Genomic DNA, 17,918 nt, shown 5'->3' on the forward strand with positions numbered 1-17,918 from the left:
GCAGATTCCCCTTAACCCCGGAGCCAGCTAGGAAAACAGAAAGTGACAGAAGGTCAACGTATTGCCGTTGCCGTGGTCTGCGCGCTGGCCTGGCTTCTATGGGTAACCTTGCTGATTGCGCGACATCGCCGCGAATTAATCGCGGTGCGGCGCCAGCAGCAAGCGCAGCCGCAGGGCAGTGTGCTTATCGCGTACGCGAGCCAGAGCGGCACCGCCGCCGCGCTGGCCCGCCAGAGCGCGGAGCACTTGCGCCCGTCGCAGCCGGTCACGCTTCTGCCACTCAGCCTTGTGACTTCGCAGACCTTACAGGCCGCGCACAAGGCGCTGTTCGTCGTCAGTACCTATGGCGAAGGGGAGCCGCCGGACAATGGCCAGCGCTTTGCCAGAAATTATCTGACTGGTGCCTGCGGCGATGCCGCCGCGCTGGATCTATCTCACCTTTCCTATTCCGTTGTCGCGCTGGGTGACAGCACCTACGAACGCTTCTGTGCCTTTGGCCAGAGGCTGTTTGATGGTATGGCGCAACTGGGCGCGAAGGCGCTGGAGCCATTGTACAAAGTTGACAGTGCCCGCGAAGAAGTCAGTGGTATCGGCAGCGGTATTGCCAGCGCCATGCCCGCCTGGTTCTGTGGGTCACAGCCCGCGGTAAAAACTCGCAGTAATGCCACCACCACCTGGTGGCGGCTGGCGCAGCGCACACTACTCAACCCCGGTAGTCCGGGCGCGCCGCTGTTTGAGCTGACCTTGCGTGCGGTCAGCGATCTGCCCAAGTGGCGTGCTGGCGATGTGTTTGTGGTGCAGCCGCGGCAGCAGCGCGCGGCGGTAGTGCGCTGGCTCGCATCACACGACTTGCAAGCTACCCGCTGGATGGTCACCGGTGGTCGCGGCCAGACATTACAAGCGTGGCTGCGCGATCGCGCACTTCCCGATGCGGGGTTTGATCGGGAGAAGTTAATGGGTGGGGATCTCAGTGAATTTCCGCTGCTGCCCGTGCGGGAGTATTCCGTGGCCTCAGGCAATGAGGAAAAAGCGCTCAAGTTGATCGTGCGCCAGCAGTTTAGTGACGAGGGGCGGCTCGGATTGGGCTCTGGCTGGTTGACCGAATACTGCGAGCTGGGGGAACTGTTTTCCGGCTATCTACGGGAAAATGGCAACTGCCATACCCCGGATCACCGTCGTCCGCTTCTGTTGATCGGCGCCGGTAGTGGCCTCGCCGGGCTGCGCGCGCAGCTGGCGGAGCGGGCGGCGCAGGCGAACTCCGGGCCCGTGTGGCTGGTTTTTGGTGAGCGCTGCCCGGACACTGACCGGCTGCTTGCCAGGGAAATGGACAACTGGTTGCGGCAGGGAACCCTGGCGCGATGTGACCGGATTTTCTCTCGTGGTGAACGGTCAGAATTTCGTTACGTGCAGGAATTTCTGGCGGCACGAGAGCAAGAGTTACGCACTTTTGTTTCCCGTGATGCAGATATCTATGTATGCGGTAATCGCACTGGCATGGGCGAAGGTGTGCACCGGGTACTCAAGCAGCTGCTGGGTGAGCAGGAGGTGGAAACACTGCTTGAGTCCGGGCGCTACCGACGGGATCTGTATTGACGTTGGGACCGGGCAATTAGTGCCCGTCCTGCCAACCCATCTTTTCGCGCGCAAACGCCGCCAGTTTTTCTCCATTGACGATGTGCTGGGCCACCCGCGGATGTTGGGCGTAACCGGTATAGTCGAAAAACAGCGTGTGCAGTTTTGTATCCCCGGTTTCTTTCTGTATCTGCGCTACGGCTTTGCGAATGTAATCCGGCCATTTGTTGTTGGCAGTGGCATCCATGCTGCCGAGGGCGCAAATAATATTGGCGTCGGGGTAGCGAATGCGGATATCGCGAACAAAATCGACGTATGCGTCGATCCGCTGCTGATCGTCGGGTACTGGCTGCAGGCGCTTTTTACTGTCCACCAGCCAGCTGTCGTTCTGGAACAGGTTGATTACCACCACATCCGGCGTCCAGTGCTGGAAATCCCAGCGGCTGTCATTGTCGCCAACGCCGTTCAACTGGTCGTAATACGCTGACATGGTATAGGGGAACCAGCTCACCATGATGCCGATTCCACTTCGGCAGATGGTGTGCAGTTCGGCATCCAGTGCGCGCGCCGCCACCGCACCGTAGGTCCAGTAATGGTTCTGTTCCGCGGGCAGGTCGTCGCGGCCGTTGTTCGCGCCCTCATTGCCCATGCCGCAGCTGATGGAGTCGCCAAATATTTCCATGTGCCGCGTGGGTCTTGCGGTTGCTGGCAGTAGCTTGCCGGAACTGGACAACTGTAGCCCCTTGAATCTGGTTGCACCGTACTCGCCCTCGGTGCGCTTGTAGATTTCCACCGTGTGTTCTCCCGGCGGTAGCACGCGGGAAATTTCGTAACTGTGTTCGCCCTTGTTGGTCTGCAGCACGAACGGATGCGCGGCATTGCCGTCGACAATCACGTTGTAGAAATTCGAGCCGGTGTTATCGTCGAGGGTTATGTGAAGCGCGGTGCCGGTAAAATTTGCCCGCACGCTGCTACCCGGCCAGCTCAGAACGGGCGCGCGTCTGTCACTGAAGTCGATACGGCCCGTATATTGCAGTTCTGCCGCATTGGCGGGAACCGCTACACTGGCACCATCGGCATATGCCGGTGCTGCCGAAAGCCCGGCCAGTGCCAGCGCTGCAGCGAACAAAGACCAATTTTTCATTGGGTTTCAGCAACTCTTTTCATGTGATTGGTTTTATTGTGCTTGGTTTTATTGTGAGTGGGAGCCGTGGTTCACTGGCCGCTGCCGTCATTTAGGGACTATTATCATTGGCTGCGACATAAACCTGTACAAAACCAGGCAATTTAATATCCGGGAACTTCGAGGGAGAGAGTAATGTGTGACGAACTGAACAGTAAAGACGCCGAGGCTTACTTTCTGCAGAAAGGGGCCGGCAAGGGGGTAAGTCGCCGAACTTTTGGTCGTCTCGGCATCGGTGCCGGTATTGGCTCCGCGCTTGCCACGGCGTTGCCCTGGTCCGCGGTGGCTGCCGCGGAGAATGGCGTGAGTCTGGTGGAGAGCAATGTCATGGTGGCGACCCCTGACGGCGAGGCCGACTGCTATTTTGTGCACCCCGCCGAAGGGCGCCACCCCGCGGTGATCATGTGGCCAGATATCTTCGGTATACGCCCGGCGTTTCGCCAGATGGGAAAGCGCCTGGCGCAGTCCGGCTACGCTGTGCTGGTGGTGAATCCCTACTATCGCAATATGCACGGTCAGCTGGTACCGGATGATGCAAAAATTATCGGACCGGAATTGCGGGAAAAGATTTTTCCCAAGGGGCGGGAGCTCGCCGGCACTCTGTCACCACAGACGTGCGTGACTGACGGCAAAGCGTTTATCGCATTCCTGGATAAGCAGGCGGCGGTAGACCCGGCGAAAAAAGCGGGCACCGCCGGTTATTGCATGACCGGCTCCTACACCTTCCGCCTGGCTGCGGCAATGCCCGAACGGTTTGGTGCCGGTGCCTCATTTCACGGCGGTGGCCTGGTCACCGAAGCCGCGGACAGTCCGCATCGGCTGATTCCTGAGATCAAGGCCGGCTTCCTCGTGGCTATCGCCGAAAATGACGATGAGCGCCAGCCGGAGGCCAAGGTGGAGTTGCGCAAGGCGTTTGATGCCGCCGGGCTGGATGCCACCGTGGAAGTATACGAAGGCGCGATGCACGGCTGGTGCCCACCAGACTCCATGGCGTACAACCAGGTGCAGGCAGAACGCGCCTGGCAGGAAATGCTTACGCTGTTTGCCAAGTACTTGAATTGATTTTTCCCTGATTCAAAGCCGTGCTTTCAAGTGTTGTCATTTATTCCTACGCGAGTTGAGCGAAGATGTCGAAATTGGATTGACACGCTTTTTCATCGGCGTACCATTCTGGAAAAATTCAACGTGGCTTTTTCTTCGAGTGAGTTGCGTTGTGAAATTTACAAATGATTCAAGCGAAAAAGCATGAAAATCTTGGATAAACAACAGCGAATACATGGATCCATTTGGGTGCGCAGGGAATGTTCATTGCTTTTCCCTGTTTCTACCCCATTGGGCATGAAAAATACTGCTTGATTCGCCTTCTCGCGGGAAGGTGGTGATACCTTTCCGGTTGTGAGGTTTTTGTAAAAGCCCGGAAAGTGATTTCCGGGCTTTTTGCTTTTTGCTTTTGCGTGTTTAAATTTTCCAAAATTGAGGTGGAAGGTTTGCCAAATAGAAAATTTTCGAGTTTTGGTCGTACTTATGAGTGCGGAAAAAATCGGATAGATCCCTAAATGTAGTGCTGGCTAGTAGTCGGCGCGCTGGGTGCCGGCTGCGAGGATGAACCCCCGTACGGCATGCCGTGCGGGGGTTTTTATTTGTGGTGCCGGAATCGATGGTTGCGTGCGCGCAGCAGTATTCCTGTATCCGAAAAAGAGTTTGTCACTGTTTCTTGCGGGCAGACGGTCTGGTTCTGAGCGCCAGCCGGGTGCGGGATCCTCTTGATTTTCGTATGTCGCCGGGGAGAAAGGTGATGGACGTGCTATCTAGCTCAATGGGTAGAGCAACGAGCTTTAACCTCGTGGGTCGCGGGTTCAAATCCCGTGATAGCTAACAATCGGCCTATTTACCGATTTCCGTGGAAGGTCGCTTTGACCGGGGTTCGAATCCCCCCATGCATCGCATGAGTAAATCGAGGTCCCGCTGTTCTCACCACTCTCCGCTGGTTGTTTTGGCGAAGAGGGAGGGGGCAACACAGCATATGCTGCTTGTGGTGGGTCTGCTAACCGTGCGGGGTGGGACGGTGCTTGGGTGACTAATGCTGGATGCATGTACCGCGCAGGAGGCGTGGGGTAACCCGGGCTCCCAGGCCCACCACAGCCTGGTTGGTACAAACCGCATGTCCATGATGGTGTGGGCGGGGTCTCACTCTATTGGTAGGGATAACCTTTGGATAGGTATAAGACAGGGAGATAAGGAAATGTTCTTAAAAGTTGTGGTGGTTCCTGAAAATCATCGTGCTCTGGTGTTCCAGGGTGACCGTTACAAATGCCTGCTCAAGTCGGGAACGCACTACTTGCCGTATCTATCTCGGCTAAGTGTCGAAATTTTTAATCTGGATGTGCTGGAGATTCCACGTGCGAATTTGAAGTTTCTCGTGCGTCGCCACTCGGAGCTGTCACGGTATATGTGGCAGGCGGAAACCCGCGAATATGAGGTCGGATTGATTTACCGTGATGACCAGTTGTACGACTGCCTGTTACCGCTGGAGGAAAAGACTCTGTGGCTTGGGCTGGGAGATTTGCGGCTGAGTAAGTTTGATGTGCGCGAGCGACCTCTATGGACGGAAACCCAGTTTTCATATCTTTTGCAGAAAAGGCCGGAACTTGCGCAGTGGTTTGAGTTGTTGAATCTTGGTGATCATGAAGTGTCGCTGATCTACAAGGAGGCGCGCTTGATTGAAATCCTTCCGCCGGCAAGCGAGGTTGTGTTGTGGAAGGGGCCCGAGGCCAATTTGCGTGCTGAAAAGATCGATTTACACACTACATTGGAATTAACTGACGCGCTTGCGCAGACATTGCGGTTTGATTTGTCAGCCAAATTGGAGTCCCGGGTTAAAAATCTGGTATTCCTAGCGGAAGTCCCCGAGAGGCATCAAGGGCTTCTGGAGGTCAATGGACGGGAGGAGCGTTGGCTTGGTCCTGGCTTTTATGCGTTCTGGAAGTCCGGACGTAAGGTGAGCTTAACTCTGGTGGATATGCGCTTACAAATGATTGACGTCAGTGGGCAGGAAATTTTGACGCGGGACAGAGTTTCACTGCGTGTAAACCTTTCCGCCACTTTCCGGGTAAGCAATGCGGCGCGTGTGATCGAGGTAACTACAGATTACACCAGCCATGTTTACCGAGCTTTGCAGTTGGCTTTGCGGGAAGCGGTGGGAACTCGTACCCTGGATGCGTTGTTGGAAAACAAAAGCGCATTGAATGGTGATGTGCGCAAGCTTCTGGGTGGTGATCTCGATCCACTGGGGATTGAAGTCGTTGACATCGGCGTTAAAGATATTGTTCTACCGGGAGATATGAAAGCGATTCTTAACCGGGTTGTGGAAGCCCAGAAGGAAGCCGAGGCGAACTTGATCCGACGTCGTGAAGAAACTCAGGCAATGCGTGCACTCAACAATACTGCAAAAATGATGGATAGTAGTGCTACCCTGATGCGTCTCAAGGAGCTGGAGGCACTGGAGCGCGTCACCACAAAGATCGACCGTATTTCCGTATACGGCGGTCTTGAAGGGCTGGTGGGCGAGCTGGTCAGGTTGCGCGCGCCACCGGGATGACATCAGCATCTACCTGCGACAGGTCGTGCTTGTCGTGGGTAGATCTTCCCAATATCAGATCTGCCGCCTTTTCTGCTATGGCAATTACCGGCGCATTGGTGTTACCACTGACAATATTCGGCATCACCGATGCATCCACCACGCGCAATCCCTCCACGCCGTGCACCCGCAGTGCGCCATCAACCACCGCCAGTTCATCACTACCCATGCGACAACTGCCTACCGGGTGGTACACGCTCTCTGCATGCTGGCGAATAAACGCTTCGATATCTTTGCGGTTTTTGAGCCTGGATGCGGGTAGCCACCAGTCCTTGTGATACTGCTGCAGTGATGGTTGTTCGATAATTTCCCGCGCCTGTTCAACGCCTTCGATCAATACCTCGAGATCTTCCTGCTCGTCGAGATAATTGGCGTCGACCAGTGGCAGATCGGTGGGATCGGCGGAACGCAGGCGCACGCTGCCGCGGCTCAGTGGGCGCAGGCCGCACACATGGAGAGAGTAGCCGTATCCACCCGGGCGCTCGCGGCCGTGGTCGAACAGCGGTGCGGAGGTGAGGTGGAACTGCAGGTCGGCATAGCCCCGTGCGAAGGTCGAACGGGAGAAGCCGCCGGCCTCGGCGCCGTTGCTGGTGAGCTGGCCGCGGTTACGCCACAGAAAATCCGGCAGGCTGGCGGCGGCCTTAAGCGTCGGCCACAGGGAGTTGGAAAAAGTGATCGGGCGGTTCACCTTGACTACCTGGGTCACGTCGAGATGGTCTTGCAGATTTTCTCCAACACCAGGCAGATGGACTTTCGATTCGATATTCAGTGATTGCAGCTGTTGCTGGTTGCCGATTCCGGAGAGTTGCAACAGCTGCGGCGATTGCAGTGCACCGCCGCACAGGATGACCTCGCGGTGGGCGTACACTTCTCTTCCATCCAGTAACTGCACCCCGGTTGCCGATGTGCTGCGTAATAACACCCTGGCTACCCGTGCATTGGTCAGTACGGTGAGGTTATCGCGCACCTCTGCCGGGCGCAGGTAGGCAGTGGCGGCGGAACAGCGGCGGCCATCGCGCTGGGTAACCTGATAAAAACCGAAGCCGAACTGGCTGGGCCCGTTGAAGTCCTTGTTGGACTGGTGTCCGGCACTGATGGCTGCGTCCACGAAGGCAGCGCCGGCACGGGTTTTGTAGCGCAAATCGGCGACCGACAGCGGGCCCGTGTCATTGTGCAGCGGGCTGCGTCCGCGCTGGTTGCCCTCGGATTTCAGGAAATAGGGCAGCAGATTATTCCAGCTCCAGCCCGGGTTGCCGGCCTTTTCCCAGTCGTCGTAGTCGCCGGGATTACCGCGGATATACACCATGGCATTGATGGAGCTGCAGCCGCCGAGGGTTTTGCCCCGGGGCCAATAGAGGCTGCGGTTATTGAGATGTTTTTGTGGCGTGGTGTGGTGGGGCAGGTTGTACTTGTCACCGGCCACGAGGAAGCCGATACCAATTGGCATTCGGATCAGCAGGCTGTCGTCCGGTGGCCCCGCTTCCAGCAGGCACACAGTGAAGCGGCCGTCGGCGCTGAGGCGATTGGCCAGTACGCAGCCGGCGGAACCGCCGCCGACAATGACATAGTCGAAAGAATTCTGTATCAGTTCTTTCTTGCTGATTGTTTCAGTCATCACCACTTTCTTCCCGTTTTATTCCCGTTATTTAGTTTGGGTCTTTATTTTTTTGGGGCGGGCAATGTTGGGCATTATCCGCCGGCAATCATTCGCAGGCTGTATTTGCTGTGCTCCAGCAATTGGTCCAGATCGATGTGTTCGGGGCTTACCAACCACTGGTAAATACCGCCAAAAATCAGTGCACAGTATTGTTCCGCAAATGCCTCTGGTGAGAGTGTGCTGCCGGAAAATTCCGTGCATTCCACAATCCAGCGCACCGCCTGTTTGCGTTGGTTGTGGTGGATTTCCTGCAGTTTCTGCGTGATTTCCGAATGGTGGTCGATGGTGTGGTAGTAGAGCTTGTACATGGCTCGCAGGTGATCGGGATTGGAGCGCACAAAATTTTGCAAGGCGGTGACCGCCGCAATGATGGTGTCAAAGCCGCTGGTATCGGCGGTGGATCTGTCCAGCTCCTCACACCACAAATGGTGCAGGTGTTCGATCAGTGCGGAATAAAAAATATCTTTGGTCTTGTAGCGATAGGCGGCGAGGCCGCGGCTGTAGCCGGCGCTGGTGCCAATCTCTGCCAGGGTGGCCCGCTGTGGCCCTTGGTCGACGATCAGGCGGATGGCGGCATCGAACATCTGGCTGTCTGACTGGGCGCTGCGCTCCGCCTGGGTCATACGCGATTGTCTGTTGGCGGTGGGGCTGCTCATTGGGGGCGTCCTGTGATTGGTCCTCCGGGGTAGGCGCCTATTGTCGCTCATTCACGCGCCGGATTGCTGCAATGCCGCCAGTCTACCCAACAAACAAACTTGTAACAAGCAAGTAAGTGTGTGTATGCTGCCTGAAATGGTTGCGGCAGTGGAATTCAGAGGGCAACCGGAATCGGTTCTGGATCGATGGCGATGCCGCGGCCGGTATCCGAAATACAATGACAGGAGGCGAGTGCGGTGATTGTGAGACCCTTGGAGAGCGAGCATGAGATGTTCCGGGATTCCGTGCGGAAGTTCTTGCAGGCGGAAGCGGTTCCTTACATGGAGGAGTGGCGGCAGCAGGGTGTGGTGGATCGGGAGATCTTCCGCAAGGCGGGGGAGAACGGCTTCCTGTTCATGTGGGCGGAAGAGCGCTTCGGTGGCCTTGGCCTTGAGGATTTCCGTTACGAACAGGTGCTTATCGAAGAGCTGTATCGCGCCGGCTGCGGGGATATTTTCATTCCCACCCACAACCGCCTTGTCGGCCGCTACCTCGGCAACCTGGCCTCGGAGGAGCAGAAGGACCGCTTCTATCCCGGTTGCATCAGCGGTGACACCATCCTGGGTATTGCCATGACCGAGCCGGACACCGGCTCCGATCTCGCGGCGATGAAATCCCGCGCGGTGGATTGCGGCGATCACTGGCGTTTGAATGGAGCCAAGACCTATATCTCCAATGGCATCATCGGCGACCTGTTTGTGGTGGCGGCGCGCACCAGCGACGCGAAACACGGAGTGGGATTGTTTCTGGTGGAGCGGGGCATGGAAGGGTTCAGCCGCGGGCGCAACCTGGACAAGCTCGGCATGAAAGCCCAGGACACCGCGGAACTGTTTTTCGACAACGTGCGCATCCCCAAGACCAATCAACTGGGCGAGCCGGACAAGGGGTTTTATTACCTCATGCAGAATCTGGCGGAAGAGCGTCTGCAGAGTGCCACCTGTTCGCTGGCCAACGCCAGTGCCGCGCTGGACGAAACCCTCGAGTTCACCAAAGAGCGCAAGGTGTTCGGCAATCCGGTGGCGAGTTTCCAGAACAACCGCTTCCAGTTTGCCAGCATGCGCACCGAACTCGATGTGGCGCAGGTGTACGTGGACCGTTGTGTGCAGGCGCAGAATGCGGGCGAGCTGAGCGGTGCCGACGCCGCGAAAGTAAAACTGTTCTGCTCAGAACTGGAGGGCAGGGTAGTGGACCAGTGCCTGCAGTTTCACGGCAGCGCCGGATATATGGATGAGTACCGCATTTCCCGCCGCTACGCCGATGCGCGTATCTCGCGCATTTACGCTGGCACCAGCGAGGTGATGCGGGAAATCATCTCGCGGGATATGGGGCTGGATTACCGAATCAAGAATGCGTAATGCGTACAGATTATTTGTCGCTAGCTTTTGTGCAAAGTTTCTGATGCCGGAGGGCAAAAAATGAAAACCAGAATTACGGAAATGCTGGGTGTCGAATACCCGATAGTTCAGGGTGGCATGATGTGGGTTGGCCGGGCGGAGCTGGCGTCCGCGGTGTCCAACGCCGGAGGCCTGGGCATTCTCACTGCGCTTACCCAGCCAAGTCCGGAGGATCTTTACCAGGAGATCCAGCGTTGCAGGGAAATGACCGATAAGCCTTTCGGTGTGAATCTCACCATTTTGCCCACCATCAAGCCGGTACCCTATGCAGAGTACGCGCAGGCCGCCATCGACGGCGGGGTCAAGGTGATTGAAACCGCCGGGCGCAACCCGGAAGAATTCATTCCGCTGTTCCGCGAAAATGGCGTGAAGGTGATCCACAAGTGCACCTCGGTACGCCACGCTTTGAAAGCGGAAGCCGTCGGCTGCGATGCGGTGAGTGTGGACGGCTTCGAATGTGCCGGTCATCCGGGGGAGGACGATGTCACCAATCTGGTATTGCTGCCGGTGGCTGCGTCGAAACTGTCTATCCCCATGATCGCTTCCGGTGGTATCGGCAACGGCTACCAGTTGGCGGCGGCGCTGATGCTGGGGGCAGAAGGGGTGAATATGGGCACCCGTTTTGTCGCCACCAAGGAGGCGCCGGTACACCAGAATGTGAAGCAGGCCATGGTGGACGCGGATGAGCGTCAGACCACCCTGATTTTCCGCAGCCTGCGCAATACCGCGCGGGTCTTCCTGAACTCCATCGCCTCCGAAGTAGTGTCCATCGAAGCGCGCCCGGGAGACACGGACTTCGCCGATCTGCAGCCGCTGGTGGCTGGAGTAAGAGGGCGCGAGCAGGTGCTGGAAGCGGGTGATGTCGAGGGCGGAATCTGGACCGCCGGGCAGGTAATCGGGCTGATCAACGACATTCCCAGCTGCGCGGAACTGCTGGCACGGATGATGGAGGAAGCGAGATCGGTGATCCGCGCACGCGCGGCACTGCTCGGGTAACCCGTACTTTGTGACCCGTTTTCGCGGGGGCGTCCAGTATCGCGGTTGACAGGTACGGGCGCCCCACTTATTTTTCAAGCGACATAATAAATACAAGCCGGCCGATGATTGAGTCCGTAGCTAAGCTCCCCGAGCAACTGCGTTCGCCCGCCGCGTCTGAGTACCGTCAGCGCCGGGTGATGGCGCAACCCGCCAAGCTGTGCTGTCCGCAGGCACCGCCTTTCCAGATATTGCGTACCGCAATCAGTGGGCAGTTGTGTCGCGGCAGCAATGGCCATGACAAGAGCGCGCGCGTTTCCCTGGTGCGCGCACCTGCTGGCTTTGGCAAATCCACCCTGATGCGACAGGTATTCGAGCAGCTCAGCCAACAGGGGGTCGCCACCGCCTGGATGCGACTGGATCTGGCGGATAACGATAGCTCGCGCTTACTACATTTCCTCGCCCGGGCACTGGACAAGCTATCCCCCGATGCTCCTGAACACAGCGGCGACGCGCCGGGTGCGGCGGCCATGGATCTGCTGGATCGGGTGGAAACGATGCCCGGCCCCTTCGCCCTGTTTCTCGACGATCTGGAAGTACTGCAGAACAGTGTTGCCCTCGCTTTCATTCGCCAGCTGGCGGAGCGCCTTCCTCCTGACGGGCGCCTGATCCTGGGGTCCCGCACCCAGCCGGATATCGGCCTCGCGCGTCTGCGTGCCCGCGGGCAACTGCAGGAGATTGATGCCAACAGCCTGCGCTTCAGCGCCGAGGAAACCGCGCAGTTTCTGCAGCGGGAGTGCGGGCTGGAAATCGCCCCGGAAGATATTGCCACCCTGCACCAGACCACCGAAGGTTGGGCCGCGGCTTTGTGGCTTGCATACCTCGCCCTGGAGCAGTGCCGCGATCCGGCGGCACTGGTGGCGGGCTTCTCTGGTTCCAGCGCACTGGTAGCGGATTATCTCGGGGAGGAGGTGCTGGCGCGCCAACCGGACGAACTGCGGGAATTTATGCTTTCCACCAGCATTCTCCCGCAACTTTCCGCCGAACTTTGCGATGCGGTATGCGCTGGCAGTGGCAGTCAGGAAAGGCTGCTGGCGCTGTCCCGCAACCGCTTTTTGCTGGAGCCCATGGACGACGAGGGGCGCTGGTTCCGATACCACAGCATGTTCTCGGCCTTCCTGCAGGGGCAATTGCAGCAGCGGCATCCGGAAAAGGTGCCCGGGTTACACCGCGCCGCGGCGGAAGCTTATCTGGTCCAGGGGCGTGTAGTGGCGGCGATCGAGCAGGCGCTCAAGTCCGGAGATCTGGACTACGCACTGCCGCTGTTCGCGCGGCACGCGGAGCGCTTGCTGGGCGATGGTCGCGGCCTGCTGCTCACCCGTCTTATGTCGCTGGTTCCCGCTGGCAAACTGCAGCAGTGGCCCGGCTTGCAGGTAGTGCACGTGTGGGCTATCGCATTTACCCGCGGTGCGGCTGAGGCCATGGCTCAGCTGAACGAATACGAACAGGACGCGCCAGCGGAATCCCAGGTGCACCTGCACGGCATGGCACTCAGGCCCATGCTGCTGTCGATGCTGGACCGCCACGACGAGGCCTACCGCATCGCCTCTGATTACATACATCGCCTGCCGGTGGAGCAGACCTTTCCCCACGCCATTCTGCGCACGTCCCTCGCCTACGTGGCGCTGGTGGTGGGCAATTACCGCGAGGCCCAGGACCTGCTGGACGAGGGGCGGCGCCTGCAGGTGATCGACTGCACACCGTTTACCCATATCTACGCCCAGTGTGTGGAAGGTGCCATCGAACTGCTGCAGGGTCGCCTGCGCCAGGCGACCGCGCGCTTCCGTCTCGCTGCCGGGGTCAGTGAGCGCAACGGTCGCCCGGTGACCAACGGCAACGCCATGGCGGCGGTGCTGCTGTCTGAGGTGTGGTACGAGTGCGGCCAGTTTGCCGACGCCGAACGCCTGTTGCAGGTGTATGTGCCGCTGGTGCAGGAGCAGGGCGTGCCGGATCACCTGATCTGCGGTCACCGCAATCTCACGCGGATTCTCTACGCCCGCGGCGATCACGACGGCGCCTTCCAGACCATCACCGAACTCGAATACTTCGGTTACCGCAACGAGCTGCCGCGGCTGGTGGCCAGTGCGCGGCTGGAGCGCAGCCGGATCTTTCTGCTCGAGGGCGACAAGCAATCTGCCCGCGATGAACTGAAGCGCGCCCAGTCTGCCGGGGATTGGGAAAAATTCGAGCGCTGGTCGCTGTTCGGCAGCGACCTGGATACACCGGGCGACGCCGAATTGCGCTGGAAAATCCACTTTGCCGACAGCGACACCGCGGCGCGCCAACTCAAGGAGCAGATCGGCCAGGCCGAAGCGTTCGGGCGCGGGCGTCGCGCGCTCAAGCTGCGCCTGCTGCACTCCCTGGCCCTTTACCGGAGTGGCAATGAAAAGGCCGCGTTGCGGCAACTGCGCGATGTGTTGCGCATCGCTGCTTCCGAACACTATGTGCGCCTGATTCTCGACGAAGGTGAGTTGGCGGTGCAGCTGTTGCAGCGCCTGGCCAGCCAGCAGGGCGTGCCATTTGATCCGGACCAGTTGCTGCGCGAACCGCAGGCCCTGTTTCGCAATCTGGTACGCGAGCTGACAGCGAGCGCTGCATTAGCCGGCGATGGCGGCATTGCGCATGCCAATACCCCGCCACCGGCGCAAACCCCGGACGGCAAACCCCTGGAAAAACTCACCCGCAAAGAGTTTCAGGTGCTGTGCCTGTTGGGTGAAGGACTTTCCAACGGCGCCATCGGCGAGCGCATGTTCGTTTCCGAAAATACCGTACGCACCCACCTACGCAATATCAACGCTAAGTTGCACGCCCAGTCCCGTACCGAAGCGGTCGCTGTTGCACGCAAGCTGAATCTCATTAACTGAGCAAATTCCAACCGGCTGGGCGTGCACCAGACTGGTTCATCCTCCATAGATGGGGGGTGAAATTTCATCGGAATGGACGAGTTTTTTTTGTCATCGCCTTCGCATACTGCAATCAGTCCAATAAAAACTGAACCCAGTGTGAGGATAAGGCGCGGCCGGGCCGTATCAGCGCCGCCATACCAATAAAGATAGCGAGCGAGGAGAGATCTCCCATGGCGATGAATAGCAAACCAAACCGTATTTCAGGCAGCCCCGTGCTCCGGGCCAGTGCCCTGGCTACCGCCATTGCTGCGGCTGTGCCGGCTGTAGCGCAGGATGGTGCGGGGCGTCAGCTGGAGGAGGTTGTAGTAACCGCCCAGCGGCGTGCCGAAAGTATGCAGGACGTACCGGTAGCGGTTACCGCGGCAACTTCAGAAGACCTGGCGATGGCCCAGGTGGACAGCGTCGCGAACATCCAGCAGATCTCGTCCAGCATCAAGTTTGATGTCACCAACAGCGCCGCCAACAGTGCCAACATCATGATTCGCGGTATCGGCACCGTGGGTAACAGTCGCGCGTTCGAAGGGGCTGTCGGTGTGTTCGTCGATGGCGTATACCGCACCCGTGCCGGTCAGGCGATGCAAAACTGGCTGGATATTGGCGGTCTGGAAATTCTGCGCGGCCCGCAGGGGACGCTATTCGGCAAGAACACCTCCGCCGGTGCGCTGATTCTCAATAGCGTGGCGCCCACCACCGACGCATCGGAACTGGATTACGAAGTGACTGCCGGCAATTACGGTCGCCAGATGGTGCGCGGCGCTGCCAATATGCCAGTGACCGACGAACTCGCCGTGCGTATTGCCGGCCTTTGGGGGCAGCAGGATGGCTTTATCAAAGATCCCAATGGCGGCGACTACAACGAGCGCTCGCCGCGGGCCCTGAAAGCACAATTCCTCTACGAGCCCTCGGAAACCTTCTCCGCGCAACTGATCGCCGACTGGTCTGATGAAAGCAACAACTGCTGTTACGGCCAGATCGACGTAGTGGACGGCCCGATGCAGCCGTTCATCAGTAATGTGCTGATTCCCGCCCGCGGCCTGCAGGCGCCGTCAGATAATTTTGACGATTACGAGCAGGTGCTGAGCGGCGATACCGACCAGGACATCACCGACAAGGGCGCTGTGCTGAAACTGCGGTGGGAGCTTGCCTCCGGTCAGACGGTCAACTCGGTGACCGGTTACCGCGACTGGAGCATTTCCCAGTGGAATATGGACGCGGACTTCTCCGGCGCCAATATCCTGATCATCAATGAATCCCTGAACACGGAAATGCTCTCCCAGGAATTCACCCTGAACGGTGTTTTTGACAGCTTCGGCCCCTTCGCCGGCGCCGATTATGTGGCCGGTGTCTACTACGCCAAGGAAGATATTGCCGCTCACCATGAACTGGGATGGGGCGACCAGGCGCAGACGTATTTCGATGTCTACCTTGGTGCTGCAGGAATTCCGGCGGGCTACGCCGATGCCAGTGCGGGTATCTGGAGCAATATCGATATGCCGGCGGACAGCACTACCTTTGCCGCCTTCACCCACTGGAATCTGGATGTGACCGAAAAGTTCGGTCTGACCGTCGGTGCGCGCTACTCCAGGGATGAAAAAGCCGGTGCCATGCAGCGCAACTATTTCTCCCCGGCGCCGACGGCCGTATTCCGCCTGCTCGGTGTCCAGCCGGGGCCGGAATACGACGATACCTTTAAAGACAGCGCCGTGAGCGGCACGCTGGCAGCCCGTTACCAGATCGACGACGCCATGATGGCCTACGCCTCTTACAGCCGCGGCTACAAGGCGGGCGGGGTGAATATCGACAACACCGCTGCCGGCACCCTGGTGAACAACCCCGCCGAAGTGCCCGGGGCGGTACCGCTGGATCCCACCTACAAATCAGAGTTTGTCGACGGCTATGAGCTGGGCCTGAAGAGTGAGTACGCCGGCGGTCGCGCACGTACCAACGTCGCGGTGTTCTATAACGAAATGAGCGACCTGCAGATTGCCCAGTTTATCGGAACCCAGTTCACCATCGACAACGCACCGGAAGCCACCGCCTACGGTGTGGAAGTGGAAAACCAGTTCCTGCTGAGCGATGCCTTCAGCCTCAACTTCGACGTTACCCATATTGCCGACGCCAGCTTCGGCAGCGACCCGGTGCTGGGATCTCTCGCGGATCGGGAATTTGCCCACGCTCCGAAGTGGGCCGGCAACCTGGCACTGAGTGTGGATCAACCACTGTCCGGTGCACTGAGTCTGTTCGGCCGGGTCGGTATCAACTACTCCACCGAGCTGTACACCAACACGTCCAACGACCTGATGCGCGGTAACCAGGGCGAAGTGGCGGCCAATATTGGCGTGCGTTCGGAGGCTTCCGGCTGGACCCTGGCGGCCTGGTGCCAGAACTGTAGCGACGAGCGCTACGTAACCCAGCACTTCAATTCCCCGCTGCAGGGTAATGATGCCAACGGTTATGTCTCAGCTCCACGCACTTACGGGGTCACCCTGCGCGGATCCTTCTGATCCACAGTGAGGGTTTGTGTGCGACCGCGTCGCAGGTTAGTCGCGGTCGTACACAAGAGTGAATCGAGAAGAATATGAGTCAGGTGAAGTCATGAGCCAGATACTGACCACAAAGATCGCAAGTAATCCCCGCGAGCGTCTGCCGCAGGAAGAAAATGGTGTGCTCTTCCCTCACGCAGACAGGTCTGGGGAATTTGCGGTACGAGAATTTGAATCCGATGTCGCGGCACTGGCATCGCCAGAAGCACTGACCGAGTCCTGGTTGAGCACCGCCTTGCAGCTGCGCAATCCGGAGTGGCCAGAGGTAGTGGGTTTTACCTGTGAGCCGGTGTCTGCCAATGAATTCGACATACTTGTACGCCTGCGATTGCGCTGTGCCGACAGCGGTGATGGGGCGCCAGCAACCATTCTTGCCAAGTTTTCCCGCCCGCTGCCGAGCCCGCAGTGGGAGGATTTTATTCGCCAGTCATTCGCCCGCGAGGCATCTGCCTATCAGGAGCTGAACAGCCACTATGCCTGTCGGGTCCCAGGGCTACTTTTTGCAGCCGCCGACGGCCAGCATTTCAATCTGCTGCTGGAAGATTGCGGTGGTGAAAACTATGTGGCGAATGAAAGTCCGGATGAACACCAGCCGGAACACGAAGCGGTGTTACAGGAACTGGCACAGTTGCACGGCTGCTTTGTACGCACATCGCCGGCGACTGCGCCGGAGTGGCAGCTGCGCCAGCGGGACAGCGCCCGCTTTATCGCCCATCGCTATCGCGTGGGGGTGGAGGCACTGCGCGGTGTCTACAGCGGTTGGCTGGCACAGGGACATTTTTCCCTGGTGGAAAAGTTTGCTGACTATGTGGCGGACTGGCACCGCTATGAGCGGCACATCCTCACCCTGAGCCACGGTGATGCGCGTCTGGAAAATGTGTTGTTTCAGCGCGACGGAGGTGCATGTCGCGGTAGCCTGCTCAGCTGGAAGCTCGCAGGTGTGCGCAATCCCATGTACGACGTGGCCAGCCTGCTTTCCAACGACCTTTCCTACGTTGCCCGCAACAATAGCGAAGCGGCACTGCTGCAACGCTACTGCCGGGTGTTCGAACAGAGCGGAACCCAGTATCCGTTCCGCGAGGCCTGTGAGGATTACCGCTTCAACCTGTTCGGACCACTGATTTTCAATGTCTGCGCCAGCGGCTTCCTGCAGGACACCCTCGTGCAGAACGGAGAACTGATCAAACGCATCCGCAGAAATTGCATGGCCATCTTTGATTGGGATGCCATGACGCTGATGCAGAAACGACGCAATGTGATTGCGTAAAAATAATCAACGCCGAAGCAAGATCGAC

The 17,918-nt window shown here is 58.6% G+C and carries 11 protein-coding genes; 8 read left to right on the forward strand and 3 right to left on the reverse strand.

Features of this window, described 5'->3' with window-relative positions; all coding sequences use genetic code 11:
• The first annotated feature begins 42 nt into the window (after positions 1-42).
• Complete coding sequence (locus tag R5R33_RS16245; RefSeq protein WP_318953750.1) at positions 43-1,593, forward strand: NADPH cytochrome P450 oxidoreductase family protein; 1,551 nt, start codon at positions 43-45, stop codon at positions 1,591-1,593.
• A gap of 16 nt (positions 1,594-1,609) precedes the next feature.
• Here R5R33_RS16245 and R5R33_RS16250 read toward each other — a convergent pair whose 3' ends face one another.
• A complete protein-coding gene (locus R5R33_RS16250; RefSeq protein WP_318953751.1) occupies positions 1,610-2,716 on the reverse strand; it encodes an SGNH/GDSL hydrolase family protein in 1,107 nt (368 codons plus the stop codon).
• 174 nt (positions 2,717-2,890) lie between these two features.
• Between R5R33_RS16250 and R5R33_RS16255 the strand changes: the two genes are divergently transcribed.
• Together R5R33_RS16255 and R5R33_RS16260 are read left to right on the forward strand one after the other, a co-directional pair.
• Positions 2,891-3,817, forward strand: a complete 927-nt coding sequence (locus tag R5R33_RS16255; RefSeq protein ID WP_318953752.1) for a dienelactone hydrolase family protein — start codon at positions 2,891-2,893, stop codon at positions 3,815-3,817.
• A gap of 1,180 nt (positions 3,818-4,997) precedes the next feature.
• The gene (locus R5R33_RS16260) at positions 4,998-6,353 is read left to right on the forward strand and encodes a slipin family protein (RefSeq protein WP_318953753.1); all 1,356 of its coding nucleotides are present in this window, start codon (positions 4,998-5,000) and stop codon (positions 6,351-6,353) included.
• Here the strand turns inward: R5R33_RS16260 and R5R33_RS16265 are convergent.
• Together R5R33_RS16265 and R5R33_RS16270 are read right to left on the reverse strand one after the other, a co-directional pair.
• On the reverse strand, positions 6,328-8,007 hold the full coding sequence (locus tag R5R33_RS16265; RefSeq protein WP_318953754.1) for a GMC family oxidoreductase: 1,680 nt from the start codon (positions 8,005-8,007) through the stop codon (positions 6,328-6,330). The genes R5R33_RS16260 and R5R33_RS16265 overlap by 26 nt on opposite strands.
• A gap of 74 nt (positions 8,008-8,081) precedes the next feature.
• Positions 8,082-8,705, reverse strand: a complete 624-nt coding sequence (locus R5R33_RS16270; RefSeq protein ID WP_318953755.1) for a TetR/AcrR family transcriptional regulator — start codon at positions 8,703-8,705, stop codon at positions 8,082-8,084.
• 237 nt (positions 8,706-8,942) lie between these two features.
• Between R5R33_RS16270 and R5R33_RS16275 the strand changes: the two genes are divergently transcribed.
• The 5 genes from R5R33_RS16275 (at position 8,943) to R5R33_RS16295 (ending at position 17,890) form a co-directional block, all read left to right on the forward strand.
• On the forward strand, positions 8,943-10,100 hold the full coding sequence (locus tag R5R33_RS16275) for an acyl-CoA dehydrogenase family protein (protein ID WP_318953756.1): 1,158 nt from the start codon (positions 8,943-8,945) through the stop codon (positions 10,098-10,100).
• A gap of 60 nt (positions 10,101-10,160) precedes the next feature.
• Entirely contained in the window at positions 10,161-11,135 is a 975-nt protein-coding gene (locus tag R5R33_RS16280) for an NAD(P)H-dependent flavin oxidoreductase (protein ID WP_318953757.1), read from the forward strand.
• A gap of 104 nt (positions 11,136-11,239) precedes the next feature.
• Positions 11,240-14,038: a LuxR C-terminal-related transcriptional regulator gene (locus tag R5R33_RS16285; protein ID WP_318953758.1), complete on the forward strand. Its 2,799-nt coding sequence runs from the start codon at positions 11,240-11,242 to the stop codon at positions 14,036-14,038.
• Positions 14,039-14,250: 212 nt separating this feature from the next.
• Complete coding sequence (locus R5R33_RS16290; RefSeq protein ID WP_318953759.1) at positions 14,251-16,584, forward strand: TonB-dependent receptor; 2,334 nt, start codon at positions 14,251-14,253, stop codon at positions 16,582-16,584.
• 91 nt (positions 16,585-16,675) lie between these two features.
• On the forward strand, positions 16,676-17,890 hold the full coding sequence (locus tag R5R33_RS16295; protein ID WP_318953760.1) for a phosphotransferase family protein: 1,215 nt from the start codon (positions 16,676-16,678) through the stop codon (positions 17,888-17,890).
• Positions 17,891-17,918: the final 28 nt, after the last annotated feature.

The sequence above is a fragment of the Microbulbifer pacificus genome (assembly GCF_033723955.1).
GTDB lineage: Bacteria > Pseudomonadota > Gammaproteobacteria > Pseudomonadales > Cellvibrionaceae > Microbulbifer > Microbulbifer pacificus.